This window comes from Nostoc sp. NMS2 (genome assembly GCF_017115105.1).
Lineage (GTDB): Bacteria > Cyanobacteriota > Cyanobacteriia > Cyanobacteriales > Nostocaceae > Nostoc.
In genome coordinates, this window is the sequence record NZ_JABXKH010000010.1 from 1 (window position 1) to 17,198 (window position 17,198).

Annotated in this window: 15 protein-coding genes; 9 read left to right on the plus strand and 6 right to left on the minus strand. The window is 40.7% G+C overall.

Going from position 1 to position 17,198, the window contains the following annotated elements:
- Positions 1–240 precede the first annotated feature (240 nt).
- From HWQ36_RS00705 to HWQ36_RS00715, 3 genes are all read right to left on the minus strand, one after another.
- Positions 241–396: a PIN domain-containing protein gene (locus HWQ36_RS00705; protein ID WP_292697020.1), complete on the minus strand. Its 156-nt coding sequence runs from the start codon at positions 394–396 to the stop codon at positions 241–243.
- Positions 397–624: an antitoxin gene (gene vapB, locus HWQ36_RS00710; protein WP_292697023.1), complete on the minus strand. Its 228-nt coding sequence runs from the start codon at positions 622–624 to the stop codon at positions 397–399.
- 207 nt (positions 625–831) lie between these two features.
- Complete coding sequence (locus tag HWQ36_RS00715; protein WP_292697025.1) at positions 832–2,001, minus strand: cysteine desulfurase family protein; 1,170 nt, start codon at positions 1,999–2,001, stop codon at positions 832–834.
- Positions 2,002–2,207: 206 nt separating this feature from the next.
- Here HWQ36_RS00715 and HWQ36_RS00720 point away from each other — a divergent pair, with 206 nt between their 5' ends.
- A complete protein-coding gene (locus tag HWQ36_RS00720; RefSeq protein ID WP_292697027.1) occupies positions 2,208–3,839 on the plus strand; it encodes a DUF655 domain-containing protein in 1,632 nt (543 codons plus the stop codon).
- A gap of 326 nt (positions 3,840–4,165) precedes the next feature.
- Here the strand turns inward: HWQ36_RS00720 and HWQ36_RS00725 are convergent, their stop codons facing one another.
- Positions 4,166–5,251, minus strand: a complete 1,086-nt coding sequence (locus tag HWQ36_RS00725; protein ID WP_292697029.1) for a glycosyltransferase family 4 protein — start codon at positions 5,249–5,251, stop codon at positions 4,166–4,168.
- A gap of 799 nt (positions 5,252–6,050) precedes the next feature.
- Between HWQ36_RS00725 and HWQ36_RS00730 the strand changes: the two genes are divergently transcribed.
- The 3 genes from HWQ36_RS00730 (at position 6,051) to HWQ36_RS00740 (ending at position 9,684) form a co-directional block, all read left to right on the plus strand.
- Positions 6,051–6,854, plus strand: a complete 804-nt coding sequence (locus tag HWQ36_RS00730) for an ABC transporter permease (RefSeq protein WP_366828136.1) — start codon at positions 6,051–6,053, stop codon at positions 6,852–6,854.
- A gap of 502 nt (positions 6,855–7,356) precedes the next feature.
- Positions 7,357–9,195 (plus strand): bifunctional serine/threonine-protein kinase/formylglycine-generating enzyme family protein, encoded by a 1,839-nt coding sequence (locus tag HWQ36_RS00735; protein ID WP_292697031.1) that lies wholly within the window; start codon positions 7,357–7,359, stop codon positions 9,193–9,195.
- A 27-nt stretch (positions 9,196–9,222) separates the two neighbouring features.
- Positions 9,223–9,684 (plus strand): hypothetical protein, encoded by a 462-nt coding sequence (locus HWQ36_RS00740; RefSeq protein WP_292697032.1) that lies wholly within the window; start codon positions 9,223–9,225, stop codon positions 9,682–9,684.
- 247 nt (positions 9,685–9,931) lie between these two features.
- Here HWQ36_RS00740 and HWQ36_RS00745 read toward each other — a convergent pair whose 3' ends face one another.
- Entirely contained in the window at positions 9,932–11,473 is a 1,542-nt protein-coding gene (locus HWQ36_RS00745; protein ID WP_292697034.1) for an NAD(P)/FAD-dependent oxidoreductase, read from the minus strand.
- Positions 11,474–12,067: 594 nt separating this feature from the next.
- On the opposite strand from HWQ36_RS00745, the gene HWQ36_RS00750 reads away from it, so the two are divergent.
- The 3 genes from HWQ36_RS00750 to HWQ36_RS00760 all read left to right on the plus strand — a co-directional run bounded on the left by HWQ36_RS00750 (position 12,068) and on the right by HWQ36_RS00760 (position 15,551).
- Positions 12,068–12,916, plus strand: a complete 849-nt coding sequence (locus HWQ36_RS00750) for a prohibitin family protein (RefSeq protein WP_292697048.1) — start codon at positions 12,068–12,070, stop codon at positions 12,914–12,916.
- A gap of 216 nt (positions 12,917–13,132) precedes the next feature.
- Positions 13,133–13,549: a DUF1824 family protein gene (locus HWQ36_RS00755; protein WP_292697036.1), complete on the plus strand. Its 417-nt coding sequence runs from the start codon at positions 13,133–13,135 to the stop codon at positions 13,547–13,549.
- Between the two features lie 73 nt (positions 13,550–13,622).
- Positions 13,623–15,551 carry an ABC-F family ATP-binding cassette domain-containing protein gene (locus tag HWQ36_RS00760; RefSeq protein WP_292697038.1) on the plus strand — a complete coding sequence of 643 codons (1,929 nt, stop codon included), beginning with the start codon at positions 13,623–13,625 and terminating at the stop codon, positions 15,549–15,551.
- A gap of 83 nt (positions 15,552–15,634) precedes the next feature.
- Here HWQ36_RS00760 and HWQ36_RS00765 read toward each other — a convergent pair whose 3' ends face one another.
- Positions 15,635–16,249 (minus strand): hypothetical protein, encoded by a 615-nt coding sequence (locus tag HWQ36_RS00765; RefSeq protein WP_292697041.1) that lies wholly within the window; start codon positions 16,247–16,249, stop codon positions 15,635–15,637.
- A gap of 274 nt (positions 16,250–16,523) precedes the next feature.
- On the opposite strand from HWQ36_RS00765, the gene HWQ36_RS00770 reads away from it, so the two are divergent.
- Together HWQ36_RS00770 and HWQ36_RS00775 are read left to right on the plus strand one after the other, a co-directional pair.
- Positions 16,524–16,901, plus strand: a complete 378-nt coding sequence (locus tag HWQ36_RS00770; RefSeq protein ID WP_292697042.1) for a trypco2 family protein — start codon at positions 16,524–16,526, stop codon at positions 16,899–16,901.
- Between the two features lie 43 nt (positions 16,902–16,944).
- Positions 16,945–17,103 carry a hypothetical protein gene (locus HWQ36_RS00775; RefSeq protein ID WP_292697044.1) on the plus strand — a complete coding sequence of 53 codons (159 nt, stop codon included), beginning with the start codon at positions 16,945–16,947 and terminating at the stop codon, positions 17,101–17,103.
- Positions 17,104–17,198 lie beyond the last annotated feature (95 nt).

The window sequence follows — 17,198 nt, forward strand, 5'->3', positions numbered from 1 at the left end:
CACCCGTCCCATATTCAGGGCGGGCAGGATGCCCACCCCACAAGATGGAATAATTTATTTCTTGTCAGTCCCTAAGTCCTCTACTTTCGAGATCACTTCTGATGCTGCCGTAAATCGTTGCAGACGATTGATTGAATTCGACAATTTCTAGAGGTAGCAGAAATTGCATCAGGGCGATGCGGTTTTTTTCTTGCTGTTGAACGCTAGTTGCTTCAAGTCGGGCATTGCCCGCCCAACGCACTAGCTCCTTTTGGTAACTTCATATTCGAGTTCGGCAACGGTGATAGACGAGATACCAACATCAGAAATGCTAAGAGTTTGGAATTTATCCAGTACTTTTTGGGGTTTTTGCTTTATCAGGTAAATGCAGATGTTCGTATCAAGCAGGTATCGCATTTAAAAACTTTCTCTAGTGTCAATAACTGGCTGATCTCTAGAATTCATGAAGTCATCGGAGAAATTGTCTAGACTATCAATGAGGGATTCCCAAGGGTTGTCTTTGGCAATCAGTACAATGGCGTTACCAATTTTTTTGATATAAACTTCAGTCCCAGTAAGTTGAAAGTCTTCGGGTAAAATAACGATTTGGTGAGTGCCATCAGTGGTGAGTTTAGCAGTGTTCATGATGGTGTTTAAGGATTATTAATACAGAAACCAAAACATGGGTTATGTTGCTGATATTGAATATCTACAGGAATCAGAACGGCACACGCGAATTTGCTCATTCTTTTGATTAACTGTCAGCATCATCCCTCGTGTTCTACACTGAGGACATTCGGAACCAGTTATTTTTCTATCTTCCGGTAGTTTGATTGAATGATTACATTTAATTTAACGCTTAACTAAAGATAAATCCGGTGCTAGCCTCTGCAAAACTTGCTTCAACACCATTACCGTCCAATCTATATCAGCTTCAGTGGTATCACGCCCCAATGTGATGCGAATTCCCCCCAAGGCAGCTTTTTCGGAATAGCCCATTGCTAACAATATTGGGCTAGGGCTAAGTTTACCACTGTGACAGGCAGCACCAGCGCTGATGCCGATGCCAGCAAGGTTTAGCTGTCGTACCAAGGTTTTACCACTAAGTTTTTTACCATCGGCGTTTTCTAAGCACATGCTCACATGGTGAGGTAAGCGGTGATACGGATGTCCTGTGGGGATTAAACCAGGAATTTCAGCTAATTGGGCAAAGGCGCGATCGCGTAACTCAATCAATCGTGGTGTTTCTGTAGCCAATTCTTCGGCTGCTAATTCTGCTGCTACACCAAATCCGGCAATTATGGGTACTGCTTGCGTACCAGAACGCAATCCCATTTCTTGTCCACCACCACTCAGTAAGGGCATCAATTCCACACCAGGACGCACGTACAGCGCCCCCGCACCTTGTGGCCCATATATTTTATGACTAGAAAGGCTAAGTAAGTCTACTGGGAATTGTTGCACATCTATGGGTAAACGTCCCGCAGCTTGCACTGCATCTGTATGGAACAAAGCATCATGCGATCGCACTATCTTACCCAGTTCTGCGATCGGTTGCACTGTCCCAACTTCACTTTGACCGTAAATTATGGAAACCAACACTGTGTTATGTCGCAACGCCGCCTTTAAATCTAGGGGATTGACTCTACCTTTAATATCTACAGACAAGCGCGTAACTTCCCAACCCCACATTTCTAGCAATCTTACTGTTTCCGAAATTGCGGAATGCTCGACGCTGGAAATAATTAGATGTTGAGGAACAGCATACAACCGAGCCACACCCATAATCGCTAAATTATCTGCCTCAGTGCCACCAGAGGTAAAAACGATCGATTCAGGACTAGCGGCGTTAATTAAACCAGCAACTTGAACTCTAGCTTGTTCTACAACCGTTGCCGCCCGTTGTCCCCACTCATGTAAGCTGGAAGGATTGCCCCACTGTTGAGTCAGGATTGTTTGCATAACTGCGATCGCTTCTTTTCGAGTGGGTGTAGTAGCGCTGTAATCTAGATAAATTTGCATATAGCCGATAATGGTGAGAACACACGTGGTAATAGGCTGCTGATATTTTCAGAATGTGGATAAATCCTGAAAAAAATCTTTGTCATTCTGCATCTAGGAGTGGATTTTTCCCTTTGTTTGGAAAGTTGTTTTTCTAATTAATTTAGAACACAAAGTTTTGGGAATGATAAGTCTGTCCACTCCCAATCCACTTTTAACAGATTACAGTGCAACTTATCTCTAGACAAAGATATTTTTCATATATCTTTTTACTGATATTCTCCCTCGCTGGTTGTCAACGAGTCCAATCTTATAATCAGCGTCCAGCACCTTTACCACAAGACCCTTTAGTTCAAGTTTACTTTAACCATTCTGAGTCTTCAGAATACAAAGAACCTTATCGTCAGCAAACTCGTCTGGGGGATGATTTAGAAACACAAATTGTCAATGCTATTACGCACGCTAAATCTACGATCGATGTGGCGGTGCAAGAATTACGTTTACCCAAAGTTGCCCAAGCACTAGTTGATAGACAAAAAGCTGGGGTAAAAGTCAGGATAATTTTAGAAAATACCTACAGCAGACCTTGGAGTAGTTTAACATCTGCTGAAATAAGTAAGTTAGATAAAAGAGAACAAGAACGCTACAACGAATTTCGCAAATTTATCGATATTAACCAAGATAATCAACTTAGCCCAGCAGAAATCAATCAAAGGGATGCTTTGATAATTTTGCAGAATGCTAAAATTCCCTGGATAGATGATCGAGCAGATGGTTCAGCAGGTAGCAGCTTGATGCACCACAAATTTGTGATTGTAGATAATCGCATTGTAATTATCACTTCAGCCAATTTTACTTTAAGTGATACTTATGGTGATTTCACAAATTCCGATACTTTAGGCAATGCCAATAACTTATTGCAGATTGACAGCCCAGAATTAGCATCTTTATTTACAGAAGAGTTTAATATTATGTGGGGAGATGGGCCAGGAGGTAAGCCAGATAGTCGATTTGGTTTGCAAAAACCGATGCGTTCGCCTAAAAAAATTCTATTAAATCAAACCACAATTACTGTGCAATTTTCGCCAACTTCTCCAACTCAATCTTGGAGTAACAGTAGTAATGGTTTAATTGGTAAAACTTTAGATTCAGCAACTAAATCTGTTGATATGGCGTTATTTGTATTTTCCGATCAGCGACTTGCCAATATCTTAGAAAAACGTCATCAACAAAATGTGCAAATTCGCGCTTTAATTGAACCACAATTTGCATATCGTCCCTACAGTGAAGCCTTAGATATGATGGGAGTTGCTCTCAGTAATAAATGTAAATATGAAGTTGATAACCATCCTTGGCAAAATCCAATTACTACCGTAGGTGTACCTGTGTTACCCAAAGGTGATTTATTACATCACAAATTTGGTGTAATTGATAGCCAAACAGTAATTACAGGTTCTCATAATTGGTCAGATGCGGCCAATAATGGTAACGATGAGACACTTGTAGTAATTGAAAATCCCATAGTTGCGGCTCATTATGTGCGAGAATTTGCTCGTCTTTATGCTAAAGTTAAACCCGGTTTACCACCAGCAATTCAAGAAAAAGTTAAATTAGAACAAACACGCTGTCCTCAGATAAAAAGTTCTTCATCAAGTGAACTACAAGCAATTAAACAAATAAATATTAACACTGCAAGTTTGGCAGAATTAGAAACTCTCCCCGGCGTGGGTAATAAGTTAGCACAACGGATAATTCTTAGCCGTCAACAGCGAAAATTTACATCTTTCCAAGACTTAGAAAGAGTTCCAGGGGTTAAGGCGAAGACGTTGGAAAAATGGCGCGATCGCTTAACTTTGTAGCAGTCTTTGTTTAAAAAATAAGATCCCCCTAAATCCCCCGATAAATTGGGGGACTTTGATTCCGGTTCTTGGGCATAAGGTATGGGGAAAAGGGGAGTGGGCTAAATCCCTTTTAAAAAAGGGGACTTTGATTCCGGTTCCACTCTTTTTTTAAGGGGAGCCAGCCCGGTCTTGGGGTCTCCCCCGCCGCAGGATGCGCGTAAAGCCAACTCTTAGAGACGCTGCGCGAACGGCATAGCTTCGCTTAACGCAAAGCGTCTCCAAGAGTTGCGCTGTAGTGGAGCGACTGGCGTGGGTTAGGGGGGATCGAGTCTTAGGCGCACAAATTAAATGCGATCGCTACTTAAACCAATTAAGCTGCGTGAATGTCCATTTTGAGAAAATCGTTCTGCGATTATTTTTTGATAAACTGCCTCATAGCCATCGGTCATTTGCTCAACGCTGAAAAGGTCTTCGACATATTGGCGGCAAGTATAGCGGTCTAACTCTACTACCCGATCAATAGCACTGATGCACTCTTGAATGTTATTGCAGAGGAAACCCGTCTTACCGTCGGAAATTACCTCTTCAGTAGACCCCAATTTCATCGCAATCACTGGCGTACCCGAAGCCATTGACTCAACCATTACCAATCCAAAGGGTTCTCGCCAAGTGATGGGGAACAGAGTTGCAAATGCACCTCCCATGAGAGCATTTTTTTGAGTATGGTTGGCTTCACCCAGATACTGAATTTGCTCTCCGTCAATGTACGGTTTGATTTCCTTCTCAAAGTATTCTACATCAACGACATCTATCTTACCTGCCATTTTCAAACACCAACCGGCTTGTTTAGCAATTTCTATTGCTAAATGCGCTCCCTTTTCAGGAGACATCCGACCCAAAAATGCTAGATAGGGGGGATTTTCTGGTTGGGCGTGAAAATTGTAACTGTTGACATCAATTCCGTTGTAGACCGTTTCTAGATAGTTCAACCCTAACCTTGGTTCTCGTTGTGCATCGGAAATACTAACGTAAGATTGTTTTTTACCAAAACTAAACATCTTTTCGTTATCAGGTGTAAAAATACCGTGCAACGTGTGAACCGTAGGAGTTGTGACGAGATTTGCATAAGCCAGTGCCCCATGCCCGATATGGGAGTGAATAATATCAAACTCTTCTGCGCTTTCATACACCGAAGCCAGATTCAACATTTCGTAAATGCCAAAATCTTTGATAGTGCGATCAAGTCTGAGGGCGCGGGGATGAACTGACACTAGTTTTGCCAGACTGATAGAATCTCCCGATGCAAATAAAGTTACTTCGTGTCCGCGTCGGACTAATTCATCGGTCAGTAACCCCACTACTAGCTCTATGCCACCATAAGCTGGAGGTGGAACTCTTTCCCATAATGGAGCTACTTGAGCAATTCTCATCACAAACCTCCTAAAAAATAAAGATTGAATTAGAAGTTTTTTCTTTCTGTTGTTGTAGTGCTTGTAATTAATTCACTTGGCATCAGAAAATAACTTCAGATACTAAACCAATTAACAATTTCATTCATATCTTATGCTCTTTCTTCTATATTCTTTGTCTATCCTAGTACGGAAATTACCCACTCCTAAAGAGGTAAATATATTCTGGATTCTTAAAATTTAGTGCTTTAGTACAATTTTAAATATAATATTTTTGACAAATATAGTTTTGATAAAACTGTCTAAATACTAGCTATATGTTGATATTTGGCTAAAAAGCTCTGTTATTAGCTGTAAATTATCGAATTTTAAAATATTAATTAAAGGATAGAGTGTGTAGACCACTTCTGACGGCTTTCCGTACTATAAAAGATAACTAGTTGCACCTAAAGAATAAATTTTTGTGAAGTAGGTAGTTTTAAATTAGAAGCTGCAAAGTTTTATGAGAAGTTTTTAGGGATAACAATTAACTCCTTCTTGCCTACCTTAAAAGACAATAAGGAGATTACCAAAATTAAACTATCGCTACTCATTCCACGAATTGGATTTCCCAGTAGTGATGAAAAAGGGAGAGAAGAGAGTAACCCTTTCAAGGCGGATAAAAATTTTGATCAATAAATTTCTTTTTTCTCTGCGGTTTAAAAGTGATTTATTGAACCACAGAGGCGCAGAGAACGCAGAGAAGAGAGTTAAATCATTGACTGATTGCATGAAATATGATATTTTGTGTTGCTATCAATAAAAATCATAATATATAAACGTGAATATCTCTCCATCTCTCAAAAAACCGCGTGTCTCATGGCAGGCGGTTTTGTCACTAATGATATTTGTGTTCATGTACCTGCCCATACTGGTACTTGGCTTTTATAGCTTCAATCAGTCGCCCTATAGCGCAACTTGGCAAGGATTCACTCTCGATTGGTATCGCAAGTTGTTCAGCGACGATCGCATCTTATCAGCTTTGCAAAATAGTATGATCGTTGCGGGTTGTGCAGTTGGAGTTTCAGCCGTGCTGGGAACCTTAATGGCGGTTGGGTCAGCGCGTTACGAATTTCCTGGTAAGAAATTGTATCGGGGTATTGCTTACTTACCATTGATTATTCCTGATATTGCGATCGCAGTGGCTACCCTAGTTTGTTTAGCCGCCTTTGCCATACCCCTGAGTTTGTGGACAATAGTTGCAGCGCATATCGTGTTTTGTCTGGCTTATGTCGGACTTGTAGTTGCTTCTCGACTTACCAATTTAGATCCCCACTTAGAAGAAGCAGCACTAGATTTAGGCGCTACACCAATGCAAGCATTCATCCAAGTATTGTTACCTCAATTGATGCCTGGGATTTTAGCTGGTTGTCTTTTAGCCTTTGTCCTCAGCTTAGATGACTTTCTCATTTCTAGTTTTACAGCTGGTAGCGGTTCTAACACCCTACCAATGGAAATTTTTAGCCGGATTAGAACAGGAGTCAAGCCTGATATTAACGCTTTGAGCGTCATGTTAATTTCAGTATCTGCGATCGTTGCTTTTATAGCTGAATTAATTCGCGCTTCTGGAGAAAATAAAAGCTGAAAATAAGACATATAATTAATAATCAAACTTATGGATAACTTGGTTCTCCGTGAACTTTTTCTCATGGCAAAAAAAGCTATATTCAAAGAGACGTTGCAATGTAAACATCTCTACATTCGTTATACCCATGTATTTGTATTTACCAATATTTAGAAACGTCCCAACATAGATAAATATATAAAATTTATTCATCTTCTTGTTCTCGTGTTGAAAGAAGTTTAAGTAAGTTGGCGTGAAAAAAACCAAGCATATTACAAAACGTAAATAAGCTTAAAGCCCTTACAAATGACAAATGACCAATGACCAATACTTCGACTACGCGGTTCCTGAGCGTAGTCGAAGGGCAGTACAAGTGACAAATGACAGCCTTTGCCAGTTAGCTTTAATTGCGGGGACCTATTTAAGCACATGAATAAACTTCCGTGTTCGCTTCTGTACATAACTGTTTTCAATTAGATAATATTGGGGCTAACTTTGGAGAAGATGCTATTTCCCCCTCATTATGCAAATCTGCCAAAATCCCAATTGCTCAAATCCATTCAACTCTGATAGCAATAGATTTTGTGTGAGTTGCGGACAAAGCAACTTTGGCAAACTTCTAAGAAGCCGTTACCGCGTATTAAGACTCTTAGGTGAAGGTGGATTTAGTAGAACCTATGCTACAGAAGATGTAGACAGACTAAACGCGCCTTGCGTCATCAAGCAATTTTTCCCACAATTTCAGGGAACCGGACAACGCACCAAAGCAGCAGAATTTTTTAAAGAAGAGGCTTTTCGGTTGTATGAACTGGGAGAGAATCATACCCAAATTCCCAGATTGCTAGCTTATTTTGAACAAGGTACTAGTTTGTATCTTGTCCAAGAATTTATTCAAGGAAAAACTCTCTTACAAGAAGTTCAGCAAAAAATTTATGGTGAAAAACAGATTTGGGAACTTTTAGCTGATTTATTACCAGTTCTAGAATTCATTCATGCCCATAACGTCATCCATCGGGATATCAAACCAGAAAATATTATCCGCCGTGCAAGTGATGAAAAACCCGTATTAATTGACTTTGGCGGTGCTAAACAGGTAACACAAACCAGTTTAGGAAGACAAGCTACAGTAATTTATACCCTTGGTTATGCCCCAACTGAACAAATGGCTGGATTTGCTTGTCATGGTAGTGATTTGTATGCTTTGGGTGTAACTTGCGTGCGTCTTTTAACTCGATGTTTGCCTTTGCAAGATGCTTCTGGACAGGTTAATGACCCTATTTATGATGCCATGAATGCTAAATGGTTATGGCGCGAACGATTACAAGAAAAAAGTATTACTATTAGCGACGACTTAGGGAAAATTTTAGAGAAATTACTAAAACATCTAGCCAGTGAAAGATATCAAACAGCAGTAGAAGTTATCAACGATTTGAAATTTGCAACATCGAACATTGAACCTGTTGCCCTGAAAATTGTTTCGATGTCTCAACCCATATTTCCGCCGCTACCACAAAAAGTAATAGTACCATTACCTCCCTTAGAAACCTTTGAATTTGACGTAGTGACAGTAGACACAGGTGGTAGAGAAGTAAACCGCATGTGTGGTAATGCCAATTTCTTTGCCGAAGAATTGGGTAAATCTGTCACCTTAGAAATGGTATCGATTCCTGGTGGTACTTACATGATGGGTTCACCAGAGTGTGAAGGAGATGCTGATGAACGTCCTCGACATAAAGTTACCGTCGAACCATTTTTTATCGGGAAATTTCCCGTAACTCAAGCACAGTGGAGAGTAGTAGCAGCTTTACCCAAAGTCAAACAAGCTTTAAATCCTAATCCGTCGAAATTTAAGGGTTTAGATAGACCAGTAGAAAATGTATCTTGGTATGAGGCTGTAGAATTTTGTCTCAGACTATCAGAAAAAACTGGACGCGACTATCGTTTACCAAGTGAGGCTGAATGGGAATACGCTTGTCGGGCTGGAACTACAACATCCTTTCACTTTGGCGAAACCATTACCTCTGAGTTAGTCAGTTGTACTATCGAACCAAAAAGCAAATTCCGTAAAGAAACAACAAACGTCGGTAGTTTTGAAGTCGCCAACGCCTTTGGATTGTACGATATGCACGGGCTAGTTTGGGAATGGTGCGCTGATTCGTGGCACAACAATTACAGCGATGCACCCTCAGATGGAACAGCCTGGGAAGTTGGCGGTGATATTAATCGCCGAGTGCTACGTGGTGGTTCTTGGAGTTTCAATGCCGAACTGTGTCGCAGCGCTAGCCGTAGCTGGAATGAGTCAGACGGTGGGCTGAGGGTTTGTGGCTTTAGAGTAGTATTTTCTGTAGAGGAGATTATTTAGTAATTTAATTCAAAGGCTGTATAAATTATGAAAGACAAAATTGATAAAGGTGACATAGTACTTATTAATAAAAGTGGAAAATATTATAATCAAGTCGGTGAAGTTAGTGAGATTGATTACAATATTTTCTTTGTCAAAATAGTGATAGTAAAGTTAGTTAATCAAGAAGAAGCCTTTGAAGAAAAAGATTTACAATTACAAATTAAAAAACCGAGTATTGAAGAAGTCGTTACATCAATAGATAAAATTTTAGAACAAGTTGAACAGATTATCGATTTGCCAACAAAAGAAAAAGTAGAGTTACCCAACCGCTTGAAATATCTTAAATTAGATATTCCTAAATTAGATAAGCAGTTGATTCAAAAAAACTTTGACGTTATAGATAAAATATTTGCAGTAACAAGAGAAGTAGACTCATCAGCAAACTTTTGGCAGGAAATAGATTCTAATTTAGAGAAAATAAGCTGGTGGATTAGAACAAGTCTGTAAACCAACATTGATCTTTATTCATGTTGGGTTTCACTGCCGTTCAACCCGGGAGCATCCCAAATGTGCAAGTTTATTATTATACGGTGTTTGGACTTAGACCGAGAATGAAATGACGAACCGCCAAGGACGCCAAGAACGCAAAGGGAAGAGGTTTGTACAGGTTTTTTGCCCCAGTCCTGTGTCTTTTGGCAAAATTGGGATGCTCCCTTCAACCCAACCTACATTGATAGATTTTATACTCAAAAAATTAAATACATTTGATATCTTGAAGCATTGCTAAATGCTTATTAACAGGTGCAAGAGTATTGGCAGCAATCAGCCCACTGGCGGCGACTGCTGGTAAACCAATACCGGGGAATGTTGAGTCGCCACAGCACATCAGCCCTGGTAGGGGTGTACTGGGGCCAGGAAACATACCACTTCCAGCTTGAATCGCCGGGCCGTAAGAACCTTGGTGACGGCGGAGATAACGCTCGTGAGTTAGAGGTGTACCAACAAGTGTGACTTCGCAACGAGAGCGAATATCTGGAATTATCCGCTGTAGCGCTTGCCACATTATTTCTGCACGCGATCGCTTTTGTTCGGCATATTCCTGACTCCTTCTATCCATTCCCTGCCAGATAGAATATGGTTCATTACCAGGTGTATACACATGAATCACGTGCTTACCTGCTGGCGCTAAAGATGGATCGAGAACTGAAGGGATGGAGATCACCACCACATTTTGAGGTGCTGTTACGCCCAATTCCCAGTTATTAACCACAATGTAATGACACCGCAAATTTGACTGCAATCCTTGAGCATCAATGCCGAGATGCAGATGCATAAAGCTATCACATTCTGGCGTAGCTTGTCGTTTGCTGCGGTATTGTTTTGGTATTGCCTTTTCTGGTAGTAACTTCAGTGTGTCCCAAACCGAGGCATTAGAAATCACTGCCCGACGCGATCGGATTTCGGAGCGATCGCGCAGACGCACACCCACTGCACGATTACCTTCTACAAGCACTTCCTCCACATGAGCGCCTAATATCAGCTTCCCACCGTGACGCTCCAATCCTTGTACAAGGGTATCAACTAAAGCACCACTACCACCAATGGGATATTCAAGAACTGCATCTGGGCGATACCAATCCGCAAACATAAATGCCACCTCTGCGGCACTAGTGCCATCTGCGGGCAATCCAGAAAGGAGAAAGCACAGCAAATTCAGCCAGTTTCGGGTAAAGGAGTCTTTAACAACCCCATCCATAATCCCGCTAAAAGGGCCCGTCAGCTTGATTATATTCGCCACATTTTTTGTCAGAGATGGGATAAACGGGCCCACAGTTCTAGCTGCACCCAAATCAAAACGTAATGCAGCTGGTGGTATAGAAGTTGCAGCCCTAGCAAATGGTTCCATAACGCGCTGGAGTTCTTGCCATTCGGCTACAGCATCATCACCACAAAATTTCATCAGCACTTCACAAAATTGCTCCGCACCAACCGCCGTATCAAAATCACCTTCTGGTACACAACAACCCCAAGTATCGTAAGTAACGCATGGTAAATCAGAACCAATTGCATCTAACACTTGTCGCAAAGGGTTAGCAGAGGGGCTATAAGATAGTCCAGAGTAGAGAGACGGGCCCGAGTCAAACTTGAAACCATTGCGCTCAAAACCATGAGCAGCGCCTCCAGCAATAGAGTGGCTTTCGCAGACTATGACATCAAAGCCATATCGTGCCAAAAGAGCCGCACAACTCAAACCGCCGATACCGCTACCAATAACAATTATATCTGTGTTTTGCATATCCCTGATGTTTGCAACATTGAAGAAGAATTCAGAAATCAGAAGTCAGTAGTCAGAATTCAGGAGTCAGAATACCTTTCCTGTATTCTGACTCCTGTTAGAGACTTCCAAATAAAAAAATACTCAACTATTCCTTGTGGGATGGGCAACATGAGCGCCCGTAGCCCAAGGCGCTCATGTTGCCCACCCCACAAGATTGGATAATTTATTTGTTGGAAGTCCCTTAGCGGATAGCTAGGGTTTAGCCCGTCCTGAATTCTGTTCGATAAATTAAAACAGTAGTGGAAACTTGGATAATATCATTCGCTCCCCCATCCATAAACCGCTCTAATTGGTTAATATCATCACTAAGGATAGACATCAAGCCGCCAGTGCTGCGTTATTTAGATTAAAGATTTTATTCAGACAGACTAATGAGAAGCTTAAACTAGTAACTGAGTTTACTCAAGTCAAAGTAAAACTTCTTACTCAGCACTAGGGACTGGGGACTGGAGACAAGGGGATAAGGTGAATAACCATACCCAATGCCTAATAACAAATGACAAATGACCAATGACAAATGACAAATGACAAATGCATATTGGAGAGAGGAATTTGAAAAATCAGCAATTAGGAAATTGGCAAACCACAGTTTTAGGAATTGTGTTAGCAACACTAGTGATTCTGGGACTAAATTCCTTTATCATTATTAATCCAGGACAAGCAGGAGTGATCAGCATCTTGGGTAAAGCTAGAGATGGCGCTTTATTGGAAGGGATTCATGTGAAACCGCCTTTTATCTCAGTGATAGATGTGTATGATTTGACTGTTCAAAAATTTGAAGTGCCAGCCGAGAGTTCTACTAAAGATTTGCAAAATTTATCTGCAAGATTTGCGATCAACTTTCGCCTTGATCCCATCAAGGTAGTTGAAGTTAGAAGGAAACAAGGAACCTTAGCAAATATTGTATCGAAAATCATTGCACCTCAGACACAAGAAGCATTTAAAATAGCAGCTGCCAGAAGAACAGTAGAAGAGGCAATTACTAAAAGAAGTGAATTAAAAGAAGACTTTGATCAAGCGTTAGGCGATCGCTTAGACAAATATGGGATAATTGTGTTAGATACTAGCGTAGTTGATTTAGCATTCTCACCAGAATTTGCCAGAGCAGTGGAAGAAAAACAAATTGCTGAACAACGGGCGCAAAGAGCCGTTTATGTAGCACGGGAAGCAGAACAAGAAGCACAAGCAGATGTAAATCGCGCCAAAGGTAGGGCAGAAGCTCAAAGACTTTTAGCAGAGACACTCAAAGCCCAAGGAGGACAGTTAGTTTTACAAAAAGAAGCAATTGAAGCTTGGAAGAGTGGCGGCGCTCAAATGCCCAAAGTCCTCGTTATGGGTGGTGACTCAAAAAGCGGTGTACCCTTCATATTCAACCTGGGAAATGTCCAAAATCAACCGTAAGGAGTGGGCAGTAGATAACAAGCTCCATTGCTCTGAACCAAAACAAATTTTATAACACTTGGACGATTCCCAATCTAAAATCCAAAATCGCTCGACTGAGCGGCTTGCCTTGAGCGAAGTCGAAAGGAGCCGAAGTCTAAAATCCAAAATAGTATAAGTTGGGCTAGTCCCAACTCAAACACAACAGAAAAACCAACAAGATCATCATCGAAGTTTATGTCAACTCCCAATCCTCACAATCTCACCGCCGAAGAAGCGAAAAAATTACTGAATAAATTTAACTGCCTAGACATTGCGCCTATTCTCAAGCCATCAGAAAAAGCAGTAACTCGTGATGCCCTAATTTTGATAACTAAACTTGCTGATTATCAAATTTTAGGAATTTGTGCCGATACAGCAGAAGAAGGAATAATGGCTATGAAGACCTACTCTTTAGCTTTGGGTTATGAACCACCAGACAATTTGCTGACACCTGAAGGCCCAGTTTATATCAAATTAAATGGTAAAAATGGCTTGTGCTATCTTGATTCTTATGCTGGACATCATCGTGGAGTATTAGTATCTTGTCAGTCTTACCACGAAGACGGAATCAACGAAATGTATGGACATCTACCATTGGATTTATTTGTATAAAGAATTCGGCGAATGTAGGTAGGGTATGTGCTTTACCTACTAACTAACGATCAATGAAAAATTACTAGATTTTATGAGTATTATTACACTCCAGTCGGTAAAAAAAGACTTTGGCATCAAAGAAGTTTTAAAAGATGCCAGCTTTAGCCTCGATGCTACCGATAAAGTTGGCTTAATTGGTACTAACGGTTCAGGAAAATCAACCCTATTAAAAATGATTGCCGGGTTAGAATCCATTGATAGCGGTCAAATTATAATTAACTCCGGTTCTAAAATCATCTACTTACCCCAGCAGCCAGATTTAGATGAAAATCACACAGTTTTAGAGCAAGTTTTTGCTGACAGTGGCGAACATACGGCTTTGGTGCGTGAGTATGAAGAACTCTCAGATAAATTAGCTCACTATCCAGATGATAGCCAACTGATGTCTCGCCTTTCTGCGGTGATGCAAAAGATGGATACAAATGATGCTTGGGAACTAGAAACTAATGCTAAAATCATCCTCACAAAATTAGGAATTTCTGACTTTGATGCCAAGATAGGCACTTTATCTGGAGGCTATCGCAAGCGCATTGCTTTAGCTTCAGCATTGCTAGCAGAACCCGATGTTTTGCTTATGGATGAGCCGACAAACCATCTTGATGCTCTTTCTGTAGAATGGTTACAAAGTTATTTAAATCGCTATCGCGGCGCACTTTTTCTGATTACCCACGATCGCTATTTTTTGGATCGTGTCACCAATCGGATCGTGGAAATTGACCGAGGTGACATTTACACCTATACAGGTAACTATTCATATTACCTCGAAAAGAAAGCCTTAGCTGAAGAATCTGCCGTCAGTAGTCAACGGAAACATCAAGGCTTATTGCGGCGCGAGTTGGAATGGCTCAAAAAAGGGCCAAAAGCTAGAAGTACTAAGCAAAAAGCTAGAATTGACCGCGCTCATGCTTTGCGGGATACTGAGTTTAAAGAGGTTCAGGGTAAAGTTGATATTTCTACAGTTGGTCGTCGCATTGGCAAAAAGGTTATTGAATTAAATAACATTTCTAAAGCCTATAATGGACGGACTCTAATTAATAACTTTACCTACGAATTTAGTCCAGAAGACCGCATCGGCATCATCGGTGCTAACGGTGCTGGTAAATCCACTTTAATGGATATTATTACTGGTCAGATTCAGCCAGATTCAGGTATTGCGGAAATTGGGACTACAATTCACATCGGTTATTTTGACCAGCATTCTGAAGAATTGCTCACTGCCTTAAACGAAAATCAGCGCGTGATTGACTACATCAAAGAAGAAGGTGAATTTATCAAAATTACTGATGGAACTCAAATTACTGCTTCGCAAATGTTAGAGCGGTTTTTGTTTCCTGGTAATCAACAGTATGCGCCAATTAATAAACTTTCTGGTGGTGAAAAACGCCGTTTATTTCTGTTGCGGGTGCTGATGAGTGCGCCCAATGTCTTGATTTTAGATGAACCGACAAATGATTTAGATGTTCAGACATTGGCAGTACTGGAGGATTATTTAGAAGATTTTGTCGGATGTGTAATTGTAGTTTCTCACGATCGCTACTTTCTCGATCGCACCATCGACACAGTATTTTCCTTTGAGGAAGGGGGTAATCTCCGGCAATATCCAGGTAATTACTCGATTTATCTGGACTACAAAAAGGCTGAAGAAGCACAGCAACAGGCTGCAAACACTAAGGAGAAGCCCAAAAATGCCGAAACCCAAAATGGTGCGGCTTCACCCAAGGATGGAGAGAATACAAAGCGGCGAAGATTATCCAATTGGGAAAAGAAAGAATTTGAGCAGTTGGAAGGTAAAATTGCCCAGTTAGAGGCTGAGAAGGTAGAAACCGAGAAAACACTAGCGAATGTCTCACCAGGGAGTTATAGCGAAGTGCAGAAACTGTACGATCGTGTCGAAAAGCTCAAGCACGCGATCGATGTGGCGACTGAACGCTGGTTAGAATTAGCAGAGATGGAGTCTTAATGGTGAGCATCTCACGTTTGCAAATATACCGGGCGATTAGAAGTTGCCCAGTACTTCCATTCGCCCGGTGCAAGATATGAAATCTAATTGCTCAATATACCAACTAAAATCTGAGTTAATTCAGTTAATTCTTCAGGAACCCGATATAATTTGAGGTCTTCCGTTATCTGTCTATCCTGACGATTGTATATTGCAAATCGCCAATCTTCACCAGTGGTTACTGCCCCATAAAGAAGTGGCAGTTCTGATTGTATCCATTGATCCAGTGCAATCAATTCAACTGTTAATTGTGTAAATCCTCTACTTAAATCTGCTTGTTTTGCTTCAATTACTAACAATCCCTTACCTTTATCAATGTAGTAATCTAAGTTGCCTTTTAGTTGATCGCTAACATTAATGGGATACTCAATATTCAATTGGGTTTGGGCAATTTCGCAAACTTCTAGTAATATCGGTGCAATAATTGCTTGCTTGCGTGCATCTTCACTAAGTAGCTTGACACGTCGGAGGTTACGCTCAATGACTCGGTATAATTCTGCAATTATCTCAGGAAGAAATTCTGTTTTTGGTAATTGCAACCGTTCGCGTTTGTAAGAACAGCCAAGTTCAGCAAAAATATCTTCTGGGGAAAACGGCAGTTCAAAATATTTGCTGAATGTATAACTTTGACCAGGTTGAATGATTCGGGGACGACTCATACAGAAGTTTTCGTGTCGATGGCATACACTACTCTACGATTATTCTTAACAGAACTGTAACAATAAGAGATTTAAATTAAAAAATACCCAAAGTAGTAGCCTGTGTTAGGCGGAACCTCGTAGGGCACTGAGATAGTGCATTGTGCTGCCCTTTAACGTACTCTAATGGCTTGTTAATATGGTATTTTAGATTCCAGCATTTATTTTAGGAACATATGTTTTAATATTTACAGTTTTAAATAATAACTCATACATTTACGGAGATAAAGTTTCAATGTCTAACGAAAATCCTAATCCTATAGGACTTACGGAACTAATTCAAAAAGTCAAGCAAGAACTGCTTGCTACCTCCATCCCTGCCTCTTCAAATGAAGAAACCGACATTCCTCTTTTTAGCGTAGATTCTGTAGAGTTGGAGCTACAAGTAACAGTAAAGAAAGACGTAAAGGGAGGAGTGAAAGTCTATGTTCTTGAAGCTGGAGGAGGAGCTAGTCGAGATGATGTACAGAAAGTCAAAGTTACCTTATCTCCTCTGTTGAAAAAAGAACAGTTATTAGGAATTTACAAAAAACTTTATCCTGAACGTTGGCAGGAATTTATAAAAACCAGTGTAGATAGCCTCACAAAAGGGGATGATAATCCGAATTTTTAAGTTTGAAGTGAGTTGTTTTCAGTAGAACTAAGGAAGCAGTCAAGTGGAAACTTTTGAACTATATCTCACGCCCATAAATGCTAAAGAATTTAAGGCAATAGTGACAAAATCTCCTGTAGGTGAGGGAGAAACTGAATCATTACTGCCTTTCTTTGAAGGCGAGATTGACTGGCGGATGACTCTGCTGAGAACCCAGGGTTAGCGCGTCTCAAAGCCTATTGACAAGAGGACTTGCCTGATCAGCAATCTTTGTTGGAAACAAAGTGACACCATCCGAGGTAGGGTAAGATTTAATTC

What these genes read in the sequence shown, in the direction of transcription:
- HWQ36_RS00705 (WP_292697020.1), bottom strand. Translation starts at nt 396, where the DNA reads ATGCGATACCTGCTTGATACGAACATCTGCATTTACCTGATAAAGCAA.
- vapB (WP_292697023.1), bottom strand. Translation starts at nt 624, where the DNA reads ATGAACACTGCTAAACTCACCACTGATGGCACTCACCAAATCGTTATT.
- HWQ36_RS00715 (WP_292697025.1), bottom strand. Translation starts at nt 2,001, where the DNA reads ATGCAAATTTATCTAGATTACAGCGCTACTACACCCACTCGAAAAGAA.
- HWQ36_RS00725 (WP_292697029.1), bottom strand. Translation starts at nt 5,251, where the DNA reads ATGAGAATTGCTCAAGTAGCTCCATTATGGGAAAGAGTTCCACCTCCA.
- HWQ36_RS00735 (WP_292697031.1), top strand. Translation starts at nt 7,357, where the DNA reads ATGCAAATCTGCCAAAATCCCAATTGCTCAAATCCATTCAACTCTGAT.
- HWQ36_RS00740 (WP_292697032.1), top strand. Translation starts at nt 9,223, where the DNA reads ATGAAAGACAAAATTGATAAAGGTGACATAGTACTTATTAATAAAAGT.
- HWQ36_RS00745 (WP_292697034.1), bottom strand. Translation starts at nt 11,473, where the DNA reads ATGCAAAACACAGATATAATTGTTATTGGTAGCGGTATCGGCGGTTTG.
- HWQ36_RS00755 (WP_292697036.1), top strand. Translation starts at nt 13,133, where the DNA reads ATGTCAACTCCCAATCCTCACAATCTCACCGCCGAAGAAGCGAAAAAA.
- HWQ36_RS00760 (WP_292697038.1), top strand. Translation starts at nt 13,623, where the DNA reads ATGAGTATTATTACACTCCAGTCGGTAAAAAAAGACTTTGGCATCAAA.
- HWQ36_RS00765 (WP_292697041.1), bottom strand. Translation starts at nt 16,249, where the DNA reads ATGAGTCGTCCCCGAATCATTCAACCTGGTCAAAGTTATACATTCAGC.
- HWQ36_RS00770 (WP_292697042.1), top strand. Translation starts at nt 16,524, where the DNA reads ATGTCTAACGAAAATCCTAATCCTATAGGACTTACGGAACTAATTCAA.